The sequence below is a fragment of the Kitasatospora sp. NPDC101155 genome (genome assembly GCF_044768305.1).
Taxonomy (GTDB): Bacteria; Actinomycetota; Actinomycetes; order Streptomycetales; family Streptomycetaceae; genus Kitasatospora.
In genome coordinates, this window is sequence record NZ_JBIWPN010000008.1 from 69,943 (window position 1) to 86,835 (window position 16,893).

The following is a 16,893-nucleotide window of genomic DNA, read 5'->3' on the forward strand; positions in this document are numbered from 1 at the left end:
CCCACCCCACCGTCCGGCACGGGCCGGGCCGTTAGCGACGGAAGCCGCGGTGGGGGTCGCGGGCCGTGACGTTCCCGAACGGTTCGAACCAGGCCTGCGCGCGCAGGTCGCCCACGCCGAGCTGCCGGTTGGCGTCACCGTCAGGGTCCTCGATGCCGTCGAAGCGGGAGCTGTAGAGCATGAGGACGTCGGTGTCCTGGAAGAACATGTCCGTGCAAGCGCCGAAGTCGTAGTCGTCGCGGTGCGTCGGCAGTGTGCTGTGCGTGCCGTGCCCGGTGCTGTCGGAGTCGTCCCCCAGCTCGTCGACGCTGTCGCCAGCGTCGTCGATGGCGAGGTGCAGGGCGAGTTCCTCGGCGGTACAGGTCGGCCGCGGCCAGTGGCCGCGTTCGAGGTCGTCGGCGAGGTCATCGGCGGCGCGGGCGAAGCGGCGCCGCCACTGGAGGTCGGTGGCGAAGGTCAGCTTCGGCAACCGCGGGAACACCCCCCAATTGCCCTCATGTTTGTCCGGGACGAGGCGCCCGTCACCGAGTTCCTCTGCGTCCTCGTACGCCTCGTCGGCCAGCAGCGACAGCGCGGTGTGGAGGAGATCGGCCGTGCGGGGAGTCAACTGCCACAAGCAGCTCTCTTCCTCACACTCCGGGTCCTCGCAGTGCGGGTCCTCCACGGGGAAGAGCACCGTGAAATCGGGAAGTTCCTCCCCGAGGCTGTGCTCAGGGCACTCCCCGGCCTTGGCGGCACGGGGGCCAGGGCCGAAGTCCGCCACGATGGGCTCCGTGCTCCACTCGGCGAGCTCGTCGCCCTTGTTGCGCCGCAGCATAGAGATATGGCTGCGTTCGGTCAGGACGTCCGCCCCGTCGACGTCGACGGGCGGGTCCGCGAGCCACATCACCGCGCCGACCACGTCATGCGGGTCGTCATCGTCGAGCTGGTCGGTCGGCATCGGCTCCCACCCCTGCTCGCCCGCCGCGTCCAGCAGGGTCTGCCGGTCACGGACGTGGAACTCCCGGAGCGAAGTGATCCGCACGACCTGGCCCGGCAGGTCACGCAGCCGCGCCTCACCCCGTGCGGGGCCACCGGATTCCGGGGCCGCGCCATTGTCGCCGTCCTCGCTGTAAGCGTCGTCGTCCAGACCCAGGGCCTTGTGCTCGGATTCTTCGGGCCAGGTGATGAGCGTTCCGGCGGCGGCCGGCCAGGTCCCGGCAAGCATGTGGGAGACGGCCTGCCGGAGCGAGGACGCCGGAGCGCCCGGCAACTGTCCGCACAGCCCGTCCACGGACAGCGCGGGCAGAACACCGGCCGTTCGGCTCAGGGTCCGGCGCAGCAGTTCGGCTGCGCGGTAGGCGAGTTCGGAGTCGCGGCACGTGAGGACGGCCTGAAGTGAGTCCGGGCCGTCGTCGTGGGAGAGGAGCACGAGGACGCGGCTCTTGCTGGGGGTGTGTTCGCACAGGAAGTCGCGGGGTACGGCGGTGAGCTGGTGCTCGGACATGCAGGGAACTCCGGTGTAGTGGAAGGCGCGGTGTGGGCACACGGCGCAGAAGCAGGTGGAGTTCCGCTGGTGGGCGCGTTGCTGACGCGCCTCCGGACGGTGGTGAAGGTGACCGACTGCGGCTGGTTCCGCCGATGCTGTCGGCGGTCCGGACCTGGTCCTGTGCGACACCGTACCTGAGGCGCCCAGGAGTTGTCCTCCATGGGGCCGATGCGCCGCTCTCGGAGTCGTTCGCCCCCAGGTTGTCCGACCGATGGAGAAGGATGGGCTCTGACGAGTCACCCGGGAGAGGAAAGCAAGGAATGGCCACCGACGAAACCCGGCTGCCTGTGGAGTTCCTGGCCACTGTCGCGGCCGGTGCCGATCCCGGGTCCGCGGCGGCCCGGATGGCAGCCGAACAGGCCCGTGACGTGGCCGACAGCCAACAGGGCGGGCCGCTCCTCGCGGCACTGCTTGCCAGGCCCTACCGGGATTCGGCACCCGCCTGGCTGCTGCAGGCCGCGCTGGCGAACGGGCTGCGGCAGAGCGAGAGCGAGCATGAGTACCTCACCGGGTCGACGTCGCTGGTGGTCCTCGCGCTCATCCACCCCGACTGCGATCCGGCTCTGCGGGCCGACGCGTTGCGCCGCTGCTCTGACCGCCGGCTCGGCTCCCTCGGCACCGCCGACCGGCCGGCCGACCTCTGCGCGGCCGTCGCCGACGAACTTCGCAAGCGGGTACCGCAATCACCGCACATGACGCCCGAACTACTCAAGGAGCCAATGCCCGCACAGGTGGTTCTGCGTACAGGACGCCTCCACGACGCCGTGTTCGAGGCCGCCGTCGCTCTCCTGCCCGACGGCCTCGACCGCACGCGTCTGGAGGACGAGGATTCCGGCGCCTGGTCCGACCGGATTAGGGCAGCGTTCGACTCGTGGGGCCGCATGTGGTCGGCCGTACTCGAACGGCACTCCGACCGGCACTCCCAGCTCATCGACAGGACCGCCGGCACCACGGCGAACCGGGTCATCCGCGATCAACTGCTCGGCAGCGTGCCGTGGACGGTCGAGCCGGAACTCCTTAGGCAGATCGCGCTGGATGACCTCTCCAGGTTCGGCGCCGCCATGCTCACGACCCGGATCTGCGGCTTCCTCCAGGACGGTTCCTCGAAGGAGGAGGCCCGGCAGCACTTCGCCGCCGAGCTCTCCGCCCTGGACGAGACCGATCGAAGGGACATCGAGTTCCTGTACCTACGGGACGACGGCTTCGACACCGACTGGGGCACCGATTCCGCCGTCTCCTGGGTGAGCCACGCGGCCGACGGACGGTGGCGCCTCGTCCTGAACCCCGCCGAGGCCAAGCCCGCCTACGGCGATCCCCACACCTGGCGAAGCCATCCGGACGAACTCGCCGACCTGGGGCGGCACTTCGCCGAAACGGCCGTGCAGGCCCTCCGGACCTGGAAGCCGAAGGACCTCTACGGAATCAGCACGGCGTCCGACCTGCGCTGGGTCCGCGACATGCTGGTCCACCTGCCCAAGCTCTCACCGGCCGTCGAAGCGACCGTTCGACTGGTGATCCGCGACGGCCGCCGCGGCCGGTCCGGTCCCCAATCGTACGACTACAAGTCCCAGGAGGACCGGAGGCAGTTCGACGAACTCCTGGACGCGATCACGCGGATCGTCGCCGACCCCGCCCCGCAGCCGCCCGCGACCCGTCGCACGGCCCTCGGCAACCCCGAAGAAGTGACGGTCCGGAGCTTGTCCGCCGTCACCTCGGAGGTGCTCGACGCGTACCTTGACCGGCACGCCGGCGACGACGCACTCGTGGAGAAGGCACTGCTGTCCTTCGCCTGGCACGCCCACCGCAGCGATCCGTTGTTCGCCTCGGTCCTCGCCCGCCACTCCGATCCGCACCGCACCGTCCATGGGCTCACCCATGAGCTTCGCCGCAGGCTTGGCGGCGGTCCCAGCAACCGCGAAGCGTGGGCCCGGGAGATCCTCGCCCTGCCCGACTGCCCCAGTGAGACCATCCTCGCCCTGCCCGCATGGACAGCTCTCAAAGCACGCGGACACCACTACAACGGCACGCATCCCACCGTGATCGCCTTGGTCGAAGCAGCGCTCGGCGACGACCTCCATGCCTGGCAGCGATTCGCCGACAGCCCGATTAGCAACTCCGGCCCCAACGCCTGGCTCCGCCTCGGAGACATCCTCACGGCCGCCGCAGACGGAACGGCGTGGCCCAAGCCACCCGGTTCCCGGTGACAGCTCCGGGCTGCGCCGAGACACACTGGCAACATGGCAACCGAGTGCCGGTGATGGCGGGCGGTGGGGGGTGTGAAAAAGGCCCGGCTGGTGAGGCAGCTTCACCTCCGCCCTGCCGGGTCACGCGTAGGGGTCGCGCAGCGGGCGAGGCTGACGGACCCCGCGCGTGATGTCCTTGGGGAGGTCTGGGCCGGCGAGGTAGTAGCGCCCTGGGCCTCGCCCCTGTCTGCGAGCCAGCCGGCGCGGACGATTTCGCGGATGTCGCGCTGGGCCTGCTGCTCACTCAGTTCGGCGTCGGCCTGGTACGTGGCGCGACGCAAGCGGTTGCCCATAGCCGCTGGGTAGAGGGCGTAGAGCATGCGGTCGGGCCAGCCGCGCTGCTCGATGGCTTCATCGAGTGCGGTCCAGACCTCGCGGGTGCTGTTCACCTGCCGCTCGACGCTCTGGGTCTACTGGTGGTGGGCCCGCAGGCAGAACCGGACCCACCGGAGGGTGTCGCGCTCGGGGGCCCAGACGGGGCCGCCGACCTCGACCAGGCCGCGTCCGGCTGGGCGAGCCGTGAGCAGCGCAACGGGGGTGTCCTGCGAGCGGCATAGTCACCCGCGGGACACCCCCGTGCAGTCGGGCTCTTCGTCAGGGGGTCTGGCGGCGGGCTGCCTCAAGGCGCCGTCGGAGGTCGCGGATGATCTCGCTCCAGCGCCACGACTCCGGGGCGTCCCAGTACTTCTCGCCGATCGGGTGCCAGTCGGACAGCTCGCTCAGCTGAGCGGCCAGCGCCTCCCAGTCGGTCCCGTGCGTGGTGCCCGGGTCCCGGTCGAGCTTCTGGGTGACGTCGTGAAGGCGGTGGGCCGCCCGGTAGTAGGACAGCTGCGTGTCGGTCAGTCGCCGTACCCCGAAGCCGTCACACTTGCTGCACCAGTCGAAGTCGTCGCGGGCGAGGAGGTCCGCGATGCGCAGCAGGTCGTCGTGCTCGGTGACGCCGCGTTCTCCGGAGTGTGAGCAGAACGGTGAGTGGCCCTTGCGCTGCCAGCCAGGATCGGCATCGGTTGTGTAGACCTGTACATCGGCGAGGACGCCCAGCGGAATTCCGCTGCCGCAGTGCCACCGGTCGGTGCCGGGCTGCTCGAACGGTTGGAGGCGAATGCTGCGGGCGCTGACCAGCAGGCCGTGCCACACCGCGCTGGACACGGTGCGGCGGCGACCGTCGCGGTCGGGGCCGCCGTCGAGAGTGCGCAGGTCCGAGACGCCGCGCGCCATGGCCAGGCATCGCAGCTCCTGTTCAGGGTTCTCCCTTCGATACCTCAGCCGAGCGGTGGTGCGGGCGCCGTCTGCGAGACCGAGGTCCTCTCCGAACCGCGGATCGTGCGGATCGCGGACGGGGGCGGGCCAGATGCTCTCCCCTTCGTCTTCGTCGGGACGAGGCCCGACTTCCTGGATCCACGGTTCGATGACGCTCGCCGGCAAGTCCGAGGCTCCGGCGATGATGGTTCCGCGCCACCCGGCGGCCAGCCGCCTCTCCACGACCGCCAGTGGCAAGACCTCTGATCCTCCGTCCGGAGAGAAGACTAGGTACAGCTGGTCGTCACCCGCCGATACGGCGCGCAGCGCGCGCACGTGGTCAGCGGCGAACGGCTGGCGGTCACGGACGGGGGTGTCATCGAAGATCCCCGGCCTGATGTGGGCCACGGCCGTTTCGGCCCCGGGACTGGTCGTCGTTTCGGTCGTGGTGGTGGTGTGGGGTTCGCAGTCGAGGAGGGAGGAGCGGGAGTCGAGGAGTCGGTCGGCGATGAGGGGCGGGACCTGCAGGGTGAGGGTGCGCCGGCCCCAGTCGGCGATGGCGAGGTAGGTGACGAGAACGCCGGTGGTCCAATTGTCGAGTTCGCTGAGGAATCCCCGCTCGTACCGGTGCGAGGAGTCGTCGGCGACCTCCGACAGGTGCGCGGTCACCAGCAAGGTCGGCGCGGGCTCGGCCCCGGCAGCTGCGGCACGCGCCAGGTCCTCCCAAGACGCGACCAGCTCGTCAGCGGCGGAACATGCCTGTGCGTAGCCCCTGCGGTTGGAGCGCATATCGTGGGTGAGCTTGTAGGAGATGTACGAGCGCTCACTCGGCCGACCCCAGCCAGCTTCGGCCTTGCGCTGCCAGTCCCGCCACAGTGCCTTCAGTCCCCTGTTGATCTCCTCTCGCGTGCCGATCGCCGTCAGCGCCGGATCGTCGGCGGGCAGTTCCGGCTCGTCCAGGAGTGCCGCTGCCGCGCCGGTCAGGAGTCCGTCCGGGTCGACGAACCGTGCTGCCTGCACACGCAGCGTCTCCAGGTACTGCTTCTTCGCGGCCAGCTTCGGCTCCGCCCAGTCGGCGAGCCAGGGGAACATCGCGGCAGCGGTCTGGGCCTGGTGCAGGCTCTTCGCCGCATCCCGCCAGGCGGAGAACACGCTATCCCGCACGTGCTCGGCGTCGTCGCGCGCCTCTTCGTCGTCGCTGTCCGCTTCCTCGCTGTCAGGGTCGACTGCGGGCTCGGTGCGCAACAAGTCGGCGGCGGCCTGGACCTCGTTCTCGTCCCACCAGGTGTCCTCGTCCGGCCCGGTGTGGGATCGCAGCTGGTACAGCAGGCCGATCCCACCGAGTTCCTTGAGGAAGACACCCAGCCCGGTTTCCGGGCGCACCCACGTGCCCGACTGCGCGCAGCGCGAGCACATCCGGCCGATCGTCTCCGCGTTCAACGGGACCTCGGCCGTTGTGATGTCGCGGGCACGCAGTTGGGTGCACGTCGTCGCGGCGTGGAGCTTGGCGTTCTTGCCCTTGGTCGAATGGACGGTGACGGGCGTGCCCTCGAACGGGCCGAGCGGAACATCTGCGGTCAGAGCACAGTCGAGCACGTGACTCCCCTATCGGTCTCGGCTTGCGAGCCTAGATGAGGGCACCGACAAGGCAGCTGAGAGTGTCATCATCCGCACTAGGCCCGCCGACTCGACACCAGCCGGCCTCATCCGACTGGTGATGCGAAGCTTGTCGCGGCAGGATCCCCAACTGCCGCCCGAATGGTGCCGTGGTCATCTCTGTCTTTGCGAGTCGGCCCAGGTGCCCGCCCTCGGGACCGAGCAGGAGCGCGGGAGCCAGGCCCTCAGGGGCAGTGGCGGTGCCATTGGCCTGCCGAGCGCCTTCCAGCCCTGCGGGGTCACCTTCGCGGACGCCGCTTCAGTAGCTGCGGCAACCAGTACTCGGGTGGCTGTGGGAGTGTCGCAGCAACGGCCCAGTCCCCCTCCGGGTCCGGGTTGCGAGGAGCCCAGGTCCGTGGCCTACGTAGATCGAGCACCTTCTTCGCCGCCTCCACCATTGCAGGAGAGGGATCACGAACGAGGTCGTTCAGGAGAAGGGGCATGCCGAAGGGGTTCGACTGTGGATTCCATGTGCGACAGGCAATCTGACAGGCGCTGCCGGCCTCGAACACCACGCAGGCGCAGCGGGCCGGGTCCTCGGTGTCCGCGAGCCAGATCAGTCGATCGCCCGAGACGAGGCGCTCACGTCCGATCAATGTCCCGTTTTGGACTTCACCGGAACGGTCGAGGAACGGCACGGGGTCCTCGTCGCCGCCGGGATCGCCGTCGCTGAGGCCGGCTACGTACCCGGGGTGCTCAGCGCCATCGATCTCAAGCACATCTCCGTCCGAGTGGGCCTGCCAGATGTCGAGAACGTGGGGCTCTGTGCTCAGGAACTGAGGATAGGCGGTGAGGACGAAGACCTGGCCGGATTTCAACGGCAGGACGACACGGTCTCCGCGGTCTACAAGATGACGCTCCGGAGAAGACGCCCAGGATTCGATCCCCGTCACCTGCTCCTGAGCAAACCGAACCGCCCCGACCGCCGCCTCGACGGAGACCCGGAAGAACTCCCGGTTCGATGCGACACGGGCGGAGGCCAGAAGCCTATGGGCCTGCTTCTCGACCTCTCTGTGCCGCAAGGTTTTTGCGCGATAGGCAACCTGAAAGGGGAACGGTACAGCCGTCTTCGACAGCCCCTTGGCCCTGTCCTCGGGAAGGTGCTCGGACCAGCCGATCTTGACGAGATCCGGCATCGCCGGATTCACCATGACATAGACGAAGCCGTACTCGTATACAGCCATTCCTTGTTCCCCCTAGCCACGCATCTCGGCCGCACCAAAGCCGGGTATGCCGGGCAGGCCGCGGGTGTCGGTGACCGTCCCTCCAGGACGTACCGGTCCGCAGCTTTCGCACGATCCCGTTCAGCACCAGCCGGTCGTCCGGCAGCGGACGGCCCGCCCCTAAGCGGGCAGAAACCGCGACAGCACGGCCCACTCGGCATCCGAAAGCTCATGACGACGCACCATAGTCAACATGATCCATCATCACTTGATCAGCTTTAAAGACGATCCCTAGCGACCCTTCATCGCGGCTCCTCCCAGGAACTGGCTGGGCCTACCCGCCCAGCTGATGGCCAGCTGCTCCCGGGCCCGGGTGGCCGCGACGAACAGCAGGGAACGCTCACGTTGCAGGTCGCGCTGATGCTGCAAGCGGTCCTCGGAGGCCGCGATCACAGCGCTGGGCTGTGGGACGTACTCGGCACTCACCCCGATGATCGCGACCGCTCGGTACTCCAACCCCTTGATCCGGTGCATGGTCATCACGTGCACGCCCGAGCCGACCGCTGGTGTCTGTCGTGACTTCACGTGAACAGCCTTGACCCCTGCACCCGTCAGCGCCTCGACCGCCGCCTCGGCGAGCTTGTTCGTCCGGGCGGTGACAACGATCTCCTCCTCCTTGAGTCCCTCGCCCATCCAGCCGTCCACGCGTCCGGCCAAGGCAGCGAGTTCGGCTGCGGTGGACGGGTATTCGAGCAGCTCGGGCTTGGCCCCGCCGAGGACGGACCGGTAGCCGCCGAGGCTCTCGGGCGCGTCGTCGAGGTCGTCGAAGATCGAGTTACCCAGCAGGCCCAACGAGGTGGCGAGGATCTGGCGGGTCGTGCGGTAGTTCAGCGTCAGGCGCTTGGACCGGCTCCCCCGGATGTTGATCCCGTGGGCGCTGAGGGTTGTGCGGTTGTCATAGATGCGCTGGTGAGCGTCGCCGACAATGAACAGGTCGTCCTCACCGGCCGGCACCAGCGCCCGCAGGAGCTTCCAGTGGGCGGCGTGCAAGTCCTGAGCCTCGTCCACGACGATGTGCCGGTACGGACGTTCCTCATCGCTCCACCCTGACGCGATCCGGGCGGCCTGCGCAGCGAGCTGGTTGACGCCGACCTCGCCAGCCGCGTCCAGCCGGTGTTCGAAGGCTTCGATCAGCGCCCACACCTGAGCCCGCTCCGGGCGGTTGAGGCGCCGGCCCCGCCCAGTCCGGATTGCGGCAAAGTACTCGTCACGGCTGCGGATGTCCTGCGCGAGCACCACCTGCTTCCACTCCGCTTCCAGGAAACGAGCATCCCAGCGGTGCGGCTGCTGTTCCTCCGCCAGGTCCTCCCAGCGACGGCGGATCTCGGCGTCGCCCAGCGGGTTGGGCGTCTTCGGCCCGAAGATCTCCTTCGCCACGCCGTAGGAGACCTTGTCGATGTTCCGTACATCCACCTTGGCAACCAACTGAGGACCACCGAGATCCTCCAACAGGGACCGGAGCAGCTCGGCGAGGGTGGTGGTGTAGGTGGTGAGCAGGATCGCCTGACCCGGAGGAAGCCGCTCTGCCAGTGCCTTTACCCGGTGCAGCGCGACGACGGTCTTGCCCGTGCCTGGTCCGCCGGTGACCCGGATCGATCCCTTGTTCGGGGTCTTCCGTTCGGCCAGTGCCCGCTGCGCCGGGTGCAGGAAAATCCGCCACGCCGACAGCGGCTCAGACATGATCCTTCCCAGGGCTGCGACGTCACCGGTGACCACGAAGGACTCCTTGGTCGCCGGACGCTCGTTGGCGGCCTCGTAGTCCTCCGGGTCGACGGTGTCGCTGGTCGCGGCGACCGAGCTGACCTGCTCCCAGACGTCCTCCACACTCATTCCGTCGGCGAGGCAGAGGATGACGTCCCTGGCGAGCTTGGGCAGGTGCTCGACGAAGCCGAGGATCGCGTCGATGCTGCGGATCTCCCGCAAGGCGGGCACGATCGACGGATGCACGCCGAGGCGGTCGAGGTCTGCGTCCGAGACCGCATCGAAGAGCGACGGCTCGTCCGCGCCGGCCGCGGGCCTACTGGCCGCCTGTCCACTGAGCGTCCCGCCGAGGGTGGCGAGGTTGATCAGTTCGACGCCACCCGTGACCTTATTGATGTCGAAGATGATGTTCGAAGCCAGGGTGTACGCGTCGTCGTGCGGGAGCACGGCGACCAGGTAGTAGATCCGGTCCGCGTAGTGCATCAGCACGGCCCGGAAGTTGTCGTTGATCCTGGCCGTCCGGACCCGCTTGTCCTGGGCGCCCTTGGGCGGCTTGAGGTTCAGCCCGTTGGCGTCGGGGTCGCGCTGCATCTTCATGATGAACTGCAGCACCTGTGCCTGGACCTGGCCGTCGAGATCTTCGTAGTACTTACCGAAGACATCCGCCATGACCACCTTGGCCTTGGACATCACATACGCTCCAAACGCTCGGCCAGCTCGGCCACATCGACGGTCTCCACGTGCGCCACGTGCCAGCCGGCCTCGGCGAACGCGGCATCACGCCGCTCGTCCACATCGAAGAACACCGCGGTCCGGGCGTCCGGCCAGGCGAGCTCCGCCTGCGGGACCCGGTCGTCCAGTTCGAACCCCACCTCGGGGGCCCCGAATCCGCGCTGCCGAGCCTCTCGTGCCAGCGCGAACAGCAGCTCCTCCACGCTCTCGGCAGCCCACTCGACGGCCTCCGCCCAAGCTTGCGGCAGCGACTCGCGATCACCCGAGGTGCTCGGCAGCGCCCCCGCGAGCAGGGCGACGGAGTGGGGGTCCAACTCGCCAGCCCCGGACAGTGCGAGCTGGTGGAAGGAGCGCGGCAACCCGATCCCCTGACCGCCTTCCAACAGCTGCAGCAGGTTGGACCAGCGGAGCCAGTCCGCCCAACGGGCCCGATGGCCGGGCTCGGCGACGGCTTCGTCACGGTCGTCTAGCACCGCGAAGGCGGACCAGGCGACCATGCCCGGCTGCCCGGTCGCCGGCTCGGGACGGCGATCAAGCAGACCGATGACGCGCAGGCCGCCTAGACTGCGGGCATCGATCCCGATGGCGTCGGAGCCCGCGGGATCCGTGACGGCCTGCAAGTCCCCGCCGGTCAGGAGAGCAGGGAGTCGCTCCCCCAGCGAGCGCCGGTCCACTGGCAACCGCGGCAGACCGTCACCCACGAACCCGCCGACCAGTGCCGCTGCCCTGCGCGCCCACTTCCCCGTGTCCGGGTCCGCGAGCACCGCCAGCAGCGTCTCTATCGGGTTGCACAGCATCGGGTCCAGGGTGTCGTCCGGCCGGGCGGCGCCGACCAGCCCCTGGTGGATCTGCCGGGCCAGCCTCAGTGCGTCCCCGCCGAGCAGTGGTTCCCGCGGAGTGCTCGCCGGCCGGTCAGCAGGCGTGCCGTCCACCGCGGCCTTCCAGGCCATGACGTCGCGATGGGTGAACTGCCATACCTGCATGCCCTCGGCCCGCAGCGCCGCACGCTTGCGCGCGTCGTCGGCGATCCGGTTGACCGCCGCACTCGCGTGGTACGCGTAGCCGTCGAGGAACACCGCGATCCGGGTCGACGGACCGTCGATCCGGGTCAGCAGATAGTCCGGTTCGCTCGGAGTCGACGTCAACTGCCGTACGTGGTCCTGGAATAGCCAGCGAGTGGTGCCGCCCTCGGCACGGGCGAACCGCAGCTCGTACTCCATGCCGCGCTCCCCCGCTCGGGGGGTCACCGAGCCCGGCTCCGCACCACGGCTGCCCCAGTCGACGAGCGTCCGCACGAACTGCGCCTCCAACTCGCTGTCGGCAAGCTGGTCGATCCGCACACCGGTGAGGGTGTCGACCCGTTCGGTGTCCCAGTCCTTGAGGATCTCGTCGAGGAGCTCTCGCGCGACCCGCAGCGAGGCGTACGGATGGTCACTGCTGCTGACGTGCGGCAGCAGACAGCGGTGACAGGGCGTACGCGTCTCTTCCTTTCCGCAAGGGCAGTCGCGCAGTGCCGACTGGGCGAGGGTCAGGACCCGGTGGAACACGACGGGATCCGCCAGGTGCTCCAGGTAGCCCGTGCCGCCCGGCATCGAGTCGTGCAGGACCAGGAACCGGCGGCGAAGTTCCCGGGAGCCGCCCGGCATGGTCGCAGCAACCACCCGCAAGTGGTCCGGCGCGCCACCGAAGTGCTTGGTGATCCCCAGCAGCAGCGCCGCCTTGAAGGACACCAGGCGGGTCTGGAGCTCCATCATGGAGAACGGCAGCAGGACCCGCAGCGCCTGGGTGGTCAGCTCGTGGGCTAGCAGGAGGCGCTGCACCGGCTCCGCCTCGATCCCGTCGTCCTTGTGGCTGCACCAATACGTGTGCCTCGTCCCGATCCGCTCGGCTTCGCGGTTCCATGCCTGGGGATGGACGCCACGCACGGCACCGCACTCCAGGCAGGTCTCGAACCCGGGCACCTGTACCTCGGCGCCGGCGATCCGGTGCTCGGGCCCGGCCGCAGCGGCCGGGCCGAGGTTGAGCGTGCGGATCGTGGCGACCCGCGCGAACTCGACACCGAACGGCAGCTCGCCGGCCCGCTTCCAGGCGCGCAGGCCCTGCGGCTGGTCCGGGTCGATGTCCACCAGGGTCACATCGGTGAATCGGCGCCGCTCCCGCTCGTCGCGCTCGTCCGTCAGCCGGGCGTCCTCGCGCCGTTCCCGCGCTATGACCCGTTCGGGCACCAGGACGGTGTGCACGGCACCCGGGTCACCGATCTGTGCGGCCTGGCAACGGGGGCAGGCCGTCAGATCGAGCCCAGCCTCCGCGGTGGCGACGTACCCGCACTCCGGACAGAGCCGCCACTTCGCGTAGGCCGTGTCCCCCTCGCCCGCTCCCAGGTCCAGGCCGTTGACGATGTACTTGTAGCCGTCGCTGTGGAAGGTGTTGCCCGGGGCGAGCTCGATGAGACCCAGTCGGGAACCTCGCCCGTACTCGGTCAGCTGCTCGTCGAACTCCCCGTCGGAGTCCTTCCACCAAAGGGTCGCGTCGAGCAGGGTGGCGTCGTCGTGAAGCGTGTAGTTGGGCAACAGGCCGAGGCGGACCAGGGCGTTGATCGAGCTCTCACCGACCAGCGTGTCCTGGCGCCTGCGAACCGACTTGCGCTCCGCGTAGAGCTGGCGGCGCTGCTCGTCGCGATCGCGGTCGCCGGTGGCGGTGGAGAGTTCGTCGAAGGCGCGGCCGATCTGACGGGAGCGCCTGCGGAGCGCCTCCAGTCGCTTGCGCCAGGCCGTGGCCGCCTGGCCAACGGTCTGTTCCAGCTCGACCTCGGCGAACCGCCGCAGCCCCTCCTGGGTTTGCGCCGACATCGCCGGGAACAGCGCAATAAACGCGTCCGAGAGGTCCTCGTGGCAGGCCTGCGCGGCGTCGAGGAAGGCGCGGAACCAACCGCCCTCCGCGAGACCCCGGTTGAAGAGCTCACCGATGCGCGGCGGCATGGCCGCCTCGGGCGCGCCGCCCTCCCGCCACAGCCCGCCGTCGGCGGCGCGGTCGAGCAGGAACGCCAGGTACTGCCGGCGCAGGATCTCGGAGGCGTCCAGGTAGCAGTCCGGCGGGATGATCCGACCGGCCAGCATCTGTTCCGGAGCGTGCAGGTAGTACTGATTGCGCGCGCCGCGCGGCACGAACGTGACGGTGAGCGAGTTACCGGTGCTACGGCCGGCCCGACCGATCCGCTGGGCGTAGTTGGCCGGTGCCGGTGGCAGGGACGCCAGCAGGACGGCCGACAGGTCGCCGATGTCGATGCCGAGCTCCAGTGTCGGCGTACAGGTCAGCACATTGGGGTCGAAGGGGGAGCGGCGGAGCTTGAAGGCCTGCTCGACCTCCTCCCGCCGGGCCCGGCTCAACGCACCCGTGTGCTCGGCGGTCAGCACGTCGCCGGGCCGGTCGACGGTGTAGAGGTGGCGGTAGTAGTCGTCGCGGTAGTCACGGTCGTCGACGGTGAAGTGCCCGGTGCACTGGAACCGCAGGCAGGGCGTGCCGAGCCAGGCCTCCCGACGGCCCGGTGGCACGGTCTGCCGCCAGGTGCAGCTGTCGCAGCGGACGCCGTGGTCGTTGACGCCCTCTCCGTCTACGGCATCTGGACCGTCGGCGAGGCGGTGCACCAGGATCCGGCGCGGCCGGAGCGCGTAGACCGTCGCTCCTCCTTCGGCCGGGTACGTCGCCAGCACCTCGCGCTGCGCCAGGAGCTTCAACGCCTGTTCGGCGAGGGCCCGGGCTTCGCGGCGATCACAGCGGAGCGCCCGGTGGCCCCAGTCGGCAAACCACGTGCTGTCACGGTTGAGCGAGTCGAAGTCGGACTGCCCGGTCCGAGCCGCGATCGGGAAGGTCGGCGCGGCCAGCCCGCGCGGGAACGCGGGCATGCCCGTGGGCCGCCCGCCCCAGATCGGCCAGCGCCGAGCGCCCGCCTGGGAGATGTAGTCCCTGAGCCAGGGGTGGAAGAGCGCACCCCGCAGCCGCATCCGCTCCAGCAGACCGCGCAGGTAGACGAGGTAGTCCGTGTCGTCCGTGGGAAGGGTGATCTGCCCTGGGATCCGCTGGTGCTGCTCGCGCAGCAGCGAGACCACGGTGTCCGGCTCGGGAAGGTCCACTTCGGCGGCCGCCGTACGGGTCAGCTCCAGCGTCCGGCCTAGGCGCGAGCGCAGGCCAAACTCCATCAGCGTCTGGAAGACCATCCGGTCCTGCAGCATGTACGCGCCGGCGTCGCTAAACCCGTCCCCGGTGAGGAGCGTGCGGATCTCGGGATTGTCGCGCAGGTCCGGGGGCACGATCGAGGCCAGCTTGCTCCGGTCGCCGCGCTCGGCTGCCGTCACCACAGCCTCGGCCGCATCGGTGGCAAGGTCATGCACCGCGACCGGCTCACCGGGCTTGAGCTGGTCAGCGAGCAGACCGCGGAAGGTGAAGCCAAAGCTCCGGTTGGCGATGAACGCCGCCCGGTGGGTGGCGTCCTGCACCGAGTCGGTGAACACGAGCAGCTTGCGTTCGCCGTCGGTCAGACCGCGGTCGGAGAACAGCTGAGTGGTGGTGACGGAGGCCAGGGTGGCGGTACCCGCGCCGAGGAAGCGCATCCCGTCAGTGAGATCGCAGGACGGGCACTTGTCCCCGGCCCCGGCCGGAACCGGCCCAGCCTGGGTGATGACGGGCACCGTCTCGTTGCTCGACACCGTCCGAAGCTCGCCCTCCTCGGCGTGCAGAAAGACCGGCGTGACCTCGCCCGGCCTCGCCCGGATCATCCACCGTACGGCGCGGTTGCCCTGGGCGGAGGCGCGGTAGATCTCCAGCGGCTTCGTCTTGAGCTGCTGCCACTCCAGGTCCGTCGAGAGTGCCGCCCAACCGGAGCGGCCACAGTGCCGGCAGTACACGGCCGGCAAATGGCAGCGGTAGGCCGGGCCCACTGGCCGGACAGCCCTCGGCTCGTGGCCGTTGTCGTCGGAGCCTGCCGTACTGTCCACCTCGGCCGACGGATAGACGGCAAGGTTCGCCGGGTTCGGGACGGTGTCGGCGGTCGGGCCGTCGTCGTCGAACCAGCGGAAGTGCGGCTCTGGCGTCGCCGCGCGGATGACCCGGCGCACCTCGCGGACCCAGAGCTGCGCCTCAACCCGGAGGAACGGGCTGATCCGGCCGGTCACCGGGTCGTGGACCCGGGCGGTGGAGACCAGCGCCAGGAGCCGAGCGAGGCCGATCGCCACCAGGTCGAGATCGGTCCGGGCAGCCTCGTCCCAGGCCGCGCCACCGCCGCGCTTGGCGAACTCGCGGGCGATGTCGGGAACGGTGACGGGAGTGTCACCGGCGACGTCGAGCAGGGCTCGGATCAGGTTGTGCTGACGCAACTTCTCGCCGAGGAGGAGAGGGTCGGCGAAGTCCAGGCCCACCACCAACTTGGCGAGTTCGTGCAGAGCGGCCGGATGGTCCAGCGGGTCGCCCACCTGGGCGAGATCGCAAGGGGACGGGACCGGGAGGAGAAAGTCAGGCTCGGCGATGAACTCGCCCGGCGTCTGCCGGTCCTCTCCTATCAGCGCCGCGTCGGGGAAGGGTGTGCCGAAGACCTTCTCGGCGAATTCGAGCAGGAGCTCGCGGTCCGACTTCTGCGGGCCTTCGGCGTCGTCGTCCGCAGCACGGCCACCCCCAAGCGTCGCAGAGGTGGCAACAGGGGTGATCGTCCCGAGCGGACGGCCCACCTCAGCCTTGCCGGTCGCGGCGCCGAGGCGGCGCAGGAGCATCGCGACGTCAGTGCCCTGGGCGCCGTCGTAGGTGTGAAACTCGTCCAGGACGACGTAGGTGAGGCCGCCGTCCTGCCAGAGGTGGACGTCCGGGACGCGCTGGAGGAGCAGGTCCAGCATCTTGTAGTTGGTTAGGAGGATGTCCGGCGGGTTCGAGCGGATCGCCTCACGGTCGGTGATCAGCCGGCTGTGCGGCGCCAGCTGAGCCGGAGTGATACCGCTCGCCCCTGACTCTCGGGCATACGAGCCCGGGTCGTCCTCGTCCTCGTCAGCGGGCAGCCGCTCGCCGGCGGCGCCACCGATGTAGATACCGGCGGTGATGGCAGCGAGGGCCGGATTCTTGGCGAGCAACTCATCGATACGACGGGCCTGGTCGTCGGCCAGCGCGTTCATCGGGTAGAGGAGGAGCGCCTTGACGCCCTTGGCCCCGGCGGCGCGGGCGCGGGCGCAGTGGTCGAGCACCGGAATGAGGAACGACTCCGTCTTGCCGGAGCCGGTACCAGTCGTGACGATTGTCGGCTCGGGCGCATGCCCGCCCTTGCTCGACAGCCGCTTCCAGGCGGTGGCCTGGTGGGTGTACGGCCGGAAGCCACTGGGCCACCAGTCGAGTGCCCGCTCCCAACCACGGACGGCTTCCCGGAAGGGCGTGCGGACGCGGAGGTAGGGCCCCCGGAACAGCCGGCTCTCGGGCCGCTCAAGGAAGGCCTCAAGTTCCTCACGGACATCATCGTCGGCGAGCGCAAAACTTGTCGTCAGGTAGGTAGCGAGGGCCCGACGCAGATCCTCGGCAGCCAAAGAGGGGAGCATGCGGG

General features: G+C 69.4%; 7 protein-coding genes. 1 reads left to right on the forward strand and 6 read right to left on the reverse strand.

The genetic code is table 11. From position 1 onward, the window contains the following. Positions 1-31 precede the first annotated feature (31 nt). Positions 32-1,486, reverse strand: coding sequence for a hypothetical protein (locus ACIRYZ_RS14395; RefSeq protein ID WP_402943557.1), 1,455 nt, complete (start codon positions 1,484-1,486; stop codon positions 32-34). Between the two features lie 302 nt (positions 1,487-1,788). Between ACIRYZ_RS14395 and ACIRYZ_RS14400 the strand changes: the two genes are divergently transcribed. Beyond that, on the forward strand, positions 1,789-3,732 hold the full coding sequence (locus ACIRYZ_RS14400) for a hypothetical protein (RefSeq protein WP_402943559.1): 1,944 nt from the start codon (positions 1,789-1,791) through the stop codon (positions 3,730-3,732). A 101-nt stretch (positions 3,733-3,833) separates the two neighbouring features. On the opposite strand, the gene ACIRYZ_RS14405 is transcribed toward ACIRYZ_RS14400, so the two are convergent. The 5 genes from ACIRYZ_RS14405 to ACIRYZ_RS14425 all read right to left on the reverse strand — a co-directional run bounded on the left by ACIRYZ_RS14405 (position 3,834) and on the right by ACIRYZ_RS14425 (position 16,876). Beyond that, on the reverse strand, positions 3,834-4,160 hold the full coding sequence (locus ACIRYZ_RS14405; protein ID WP_402943563.1) for a hypothetical protein: 327 nt from the start codon (positions 4,158-4,160) through the stop codon (positions 3,834-3,836). Positions 4,161-4,365: 205 nt separating this feature from the next. Continuing rightward, positions 4,366-6,606 carry a hypothetical protein gene (locus tag ACIRYZ_RS14410; RefSeq protein ID WP_402943566.1) on the reverse strand — a complete coding sequence of 747 codons (2,241 nt, stop codon included), beginning with the start codon at positions 6,604-6,606 and terminating at the stop codon, positions 4,366-4,368. Between the two features lie 299 nt (positions 6,607-6,905). Further along, a complete protein-coding gene (locus ACIRYZ_RS14415) occupies positions 6,906-7,850 on the reverse strand; it encodes a GIY-YIG nuclease family protein (protein ID WP_402943569.1) in 945 nt (314 codons plus the stop codon). 270 nt (positions 7,851-8,120) lie between these two features. Next, the gene (locus ACIRYZ_RS14420) at positions 8,121-10,280 is read right to left on the reverse strand and encodes a UvrD-helicase domain-containing protein (RefSeq protein WP_402943572.1); all 2,160 of its coding nucleotides are present in this window, start codon (positions 10,278-10,280) and stop codon (positions 8,121-8,123) included. Further along, complete coding sequence (locus ACIRYZ_RS14425) at positions 10,280-16,876, reverse strand: DEAD/DEAH box helicase (RefSeq protein WP_402943575.1); 6,597 nt, start codon at positions 16,874-16,876, stop codon at positions 10,280-10,282. The genes ACIRYZ_RS14420 and ACIRYZ_RS14425 overlap by 1 nt, the downstream gene beginning before the upstream one ends. Positions 16,877-16,893: the final 17 nt, after the last annotated feature.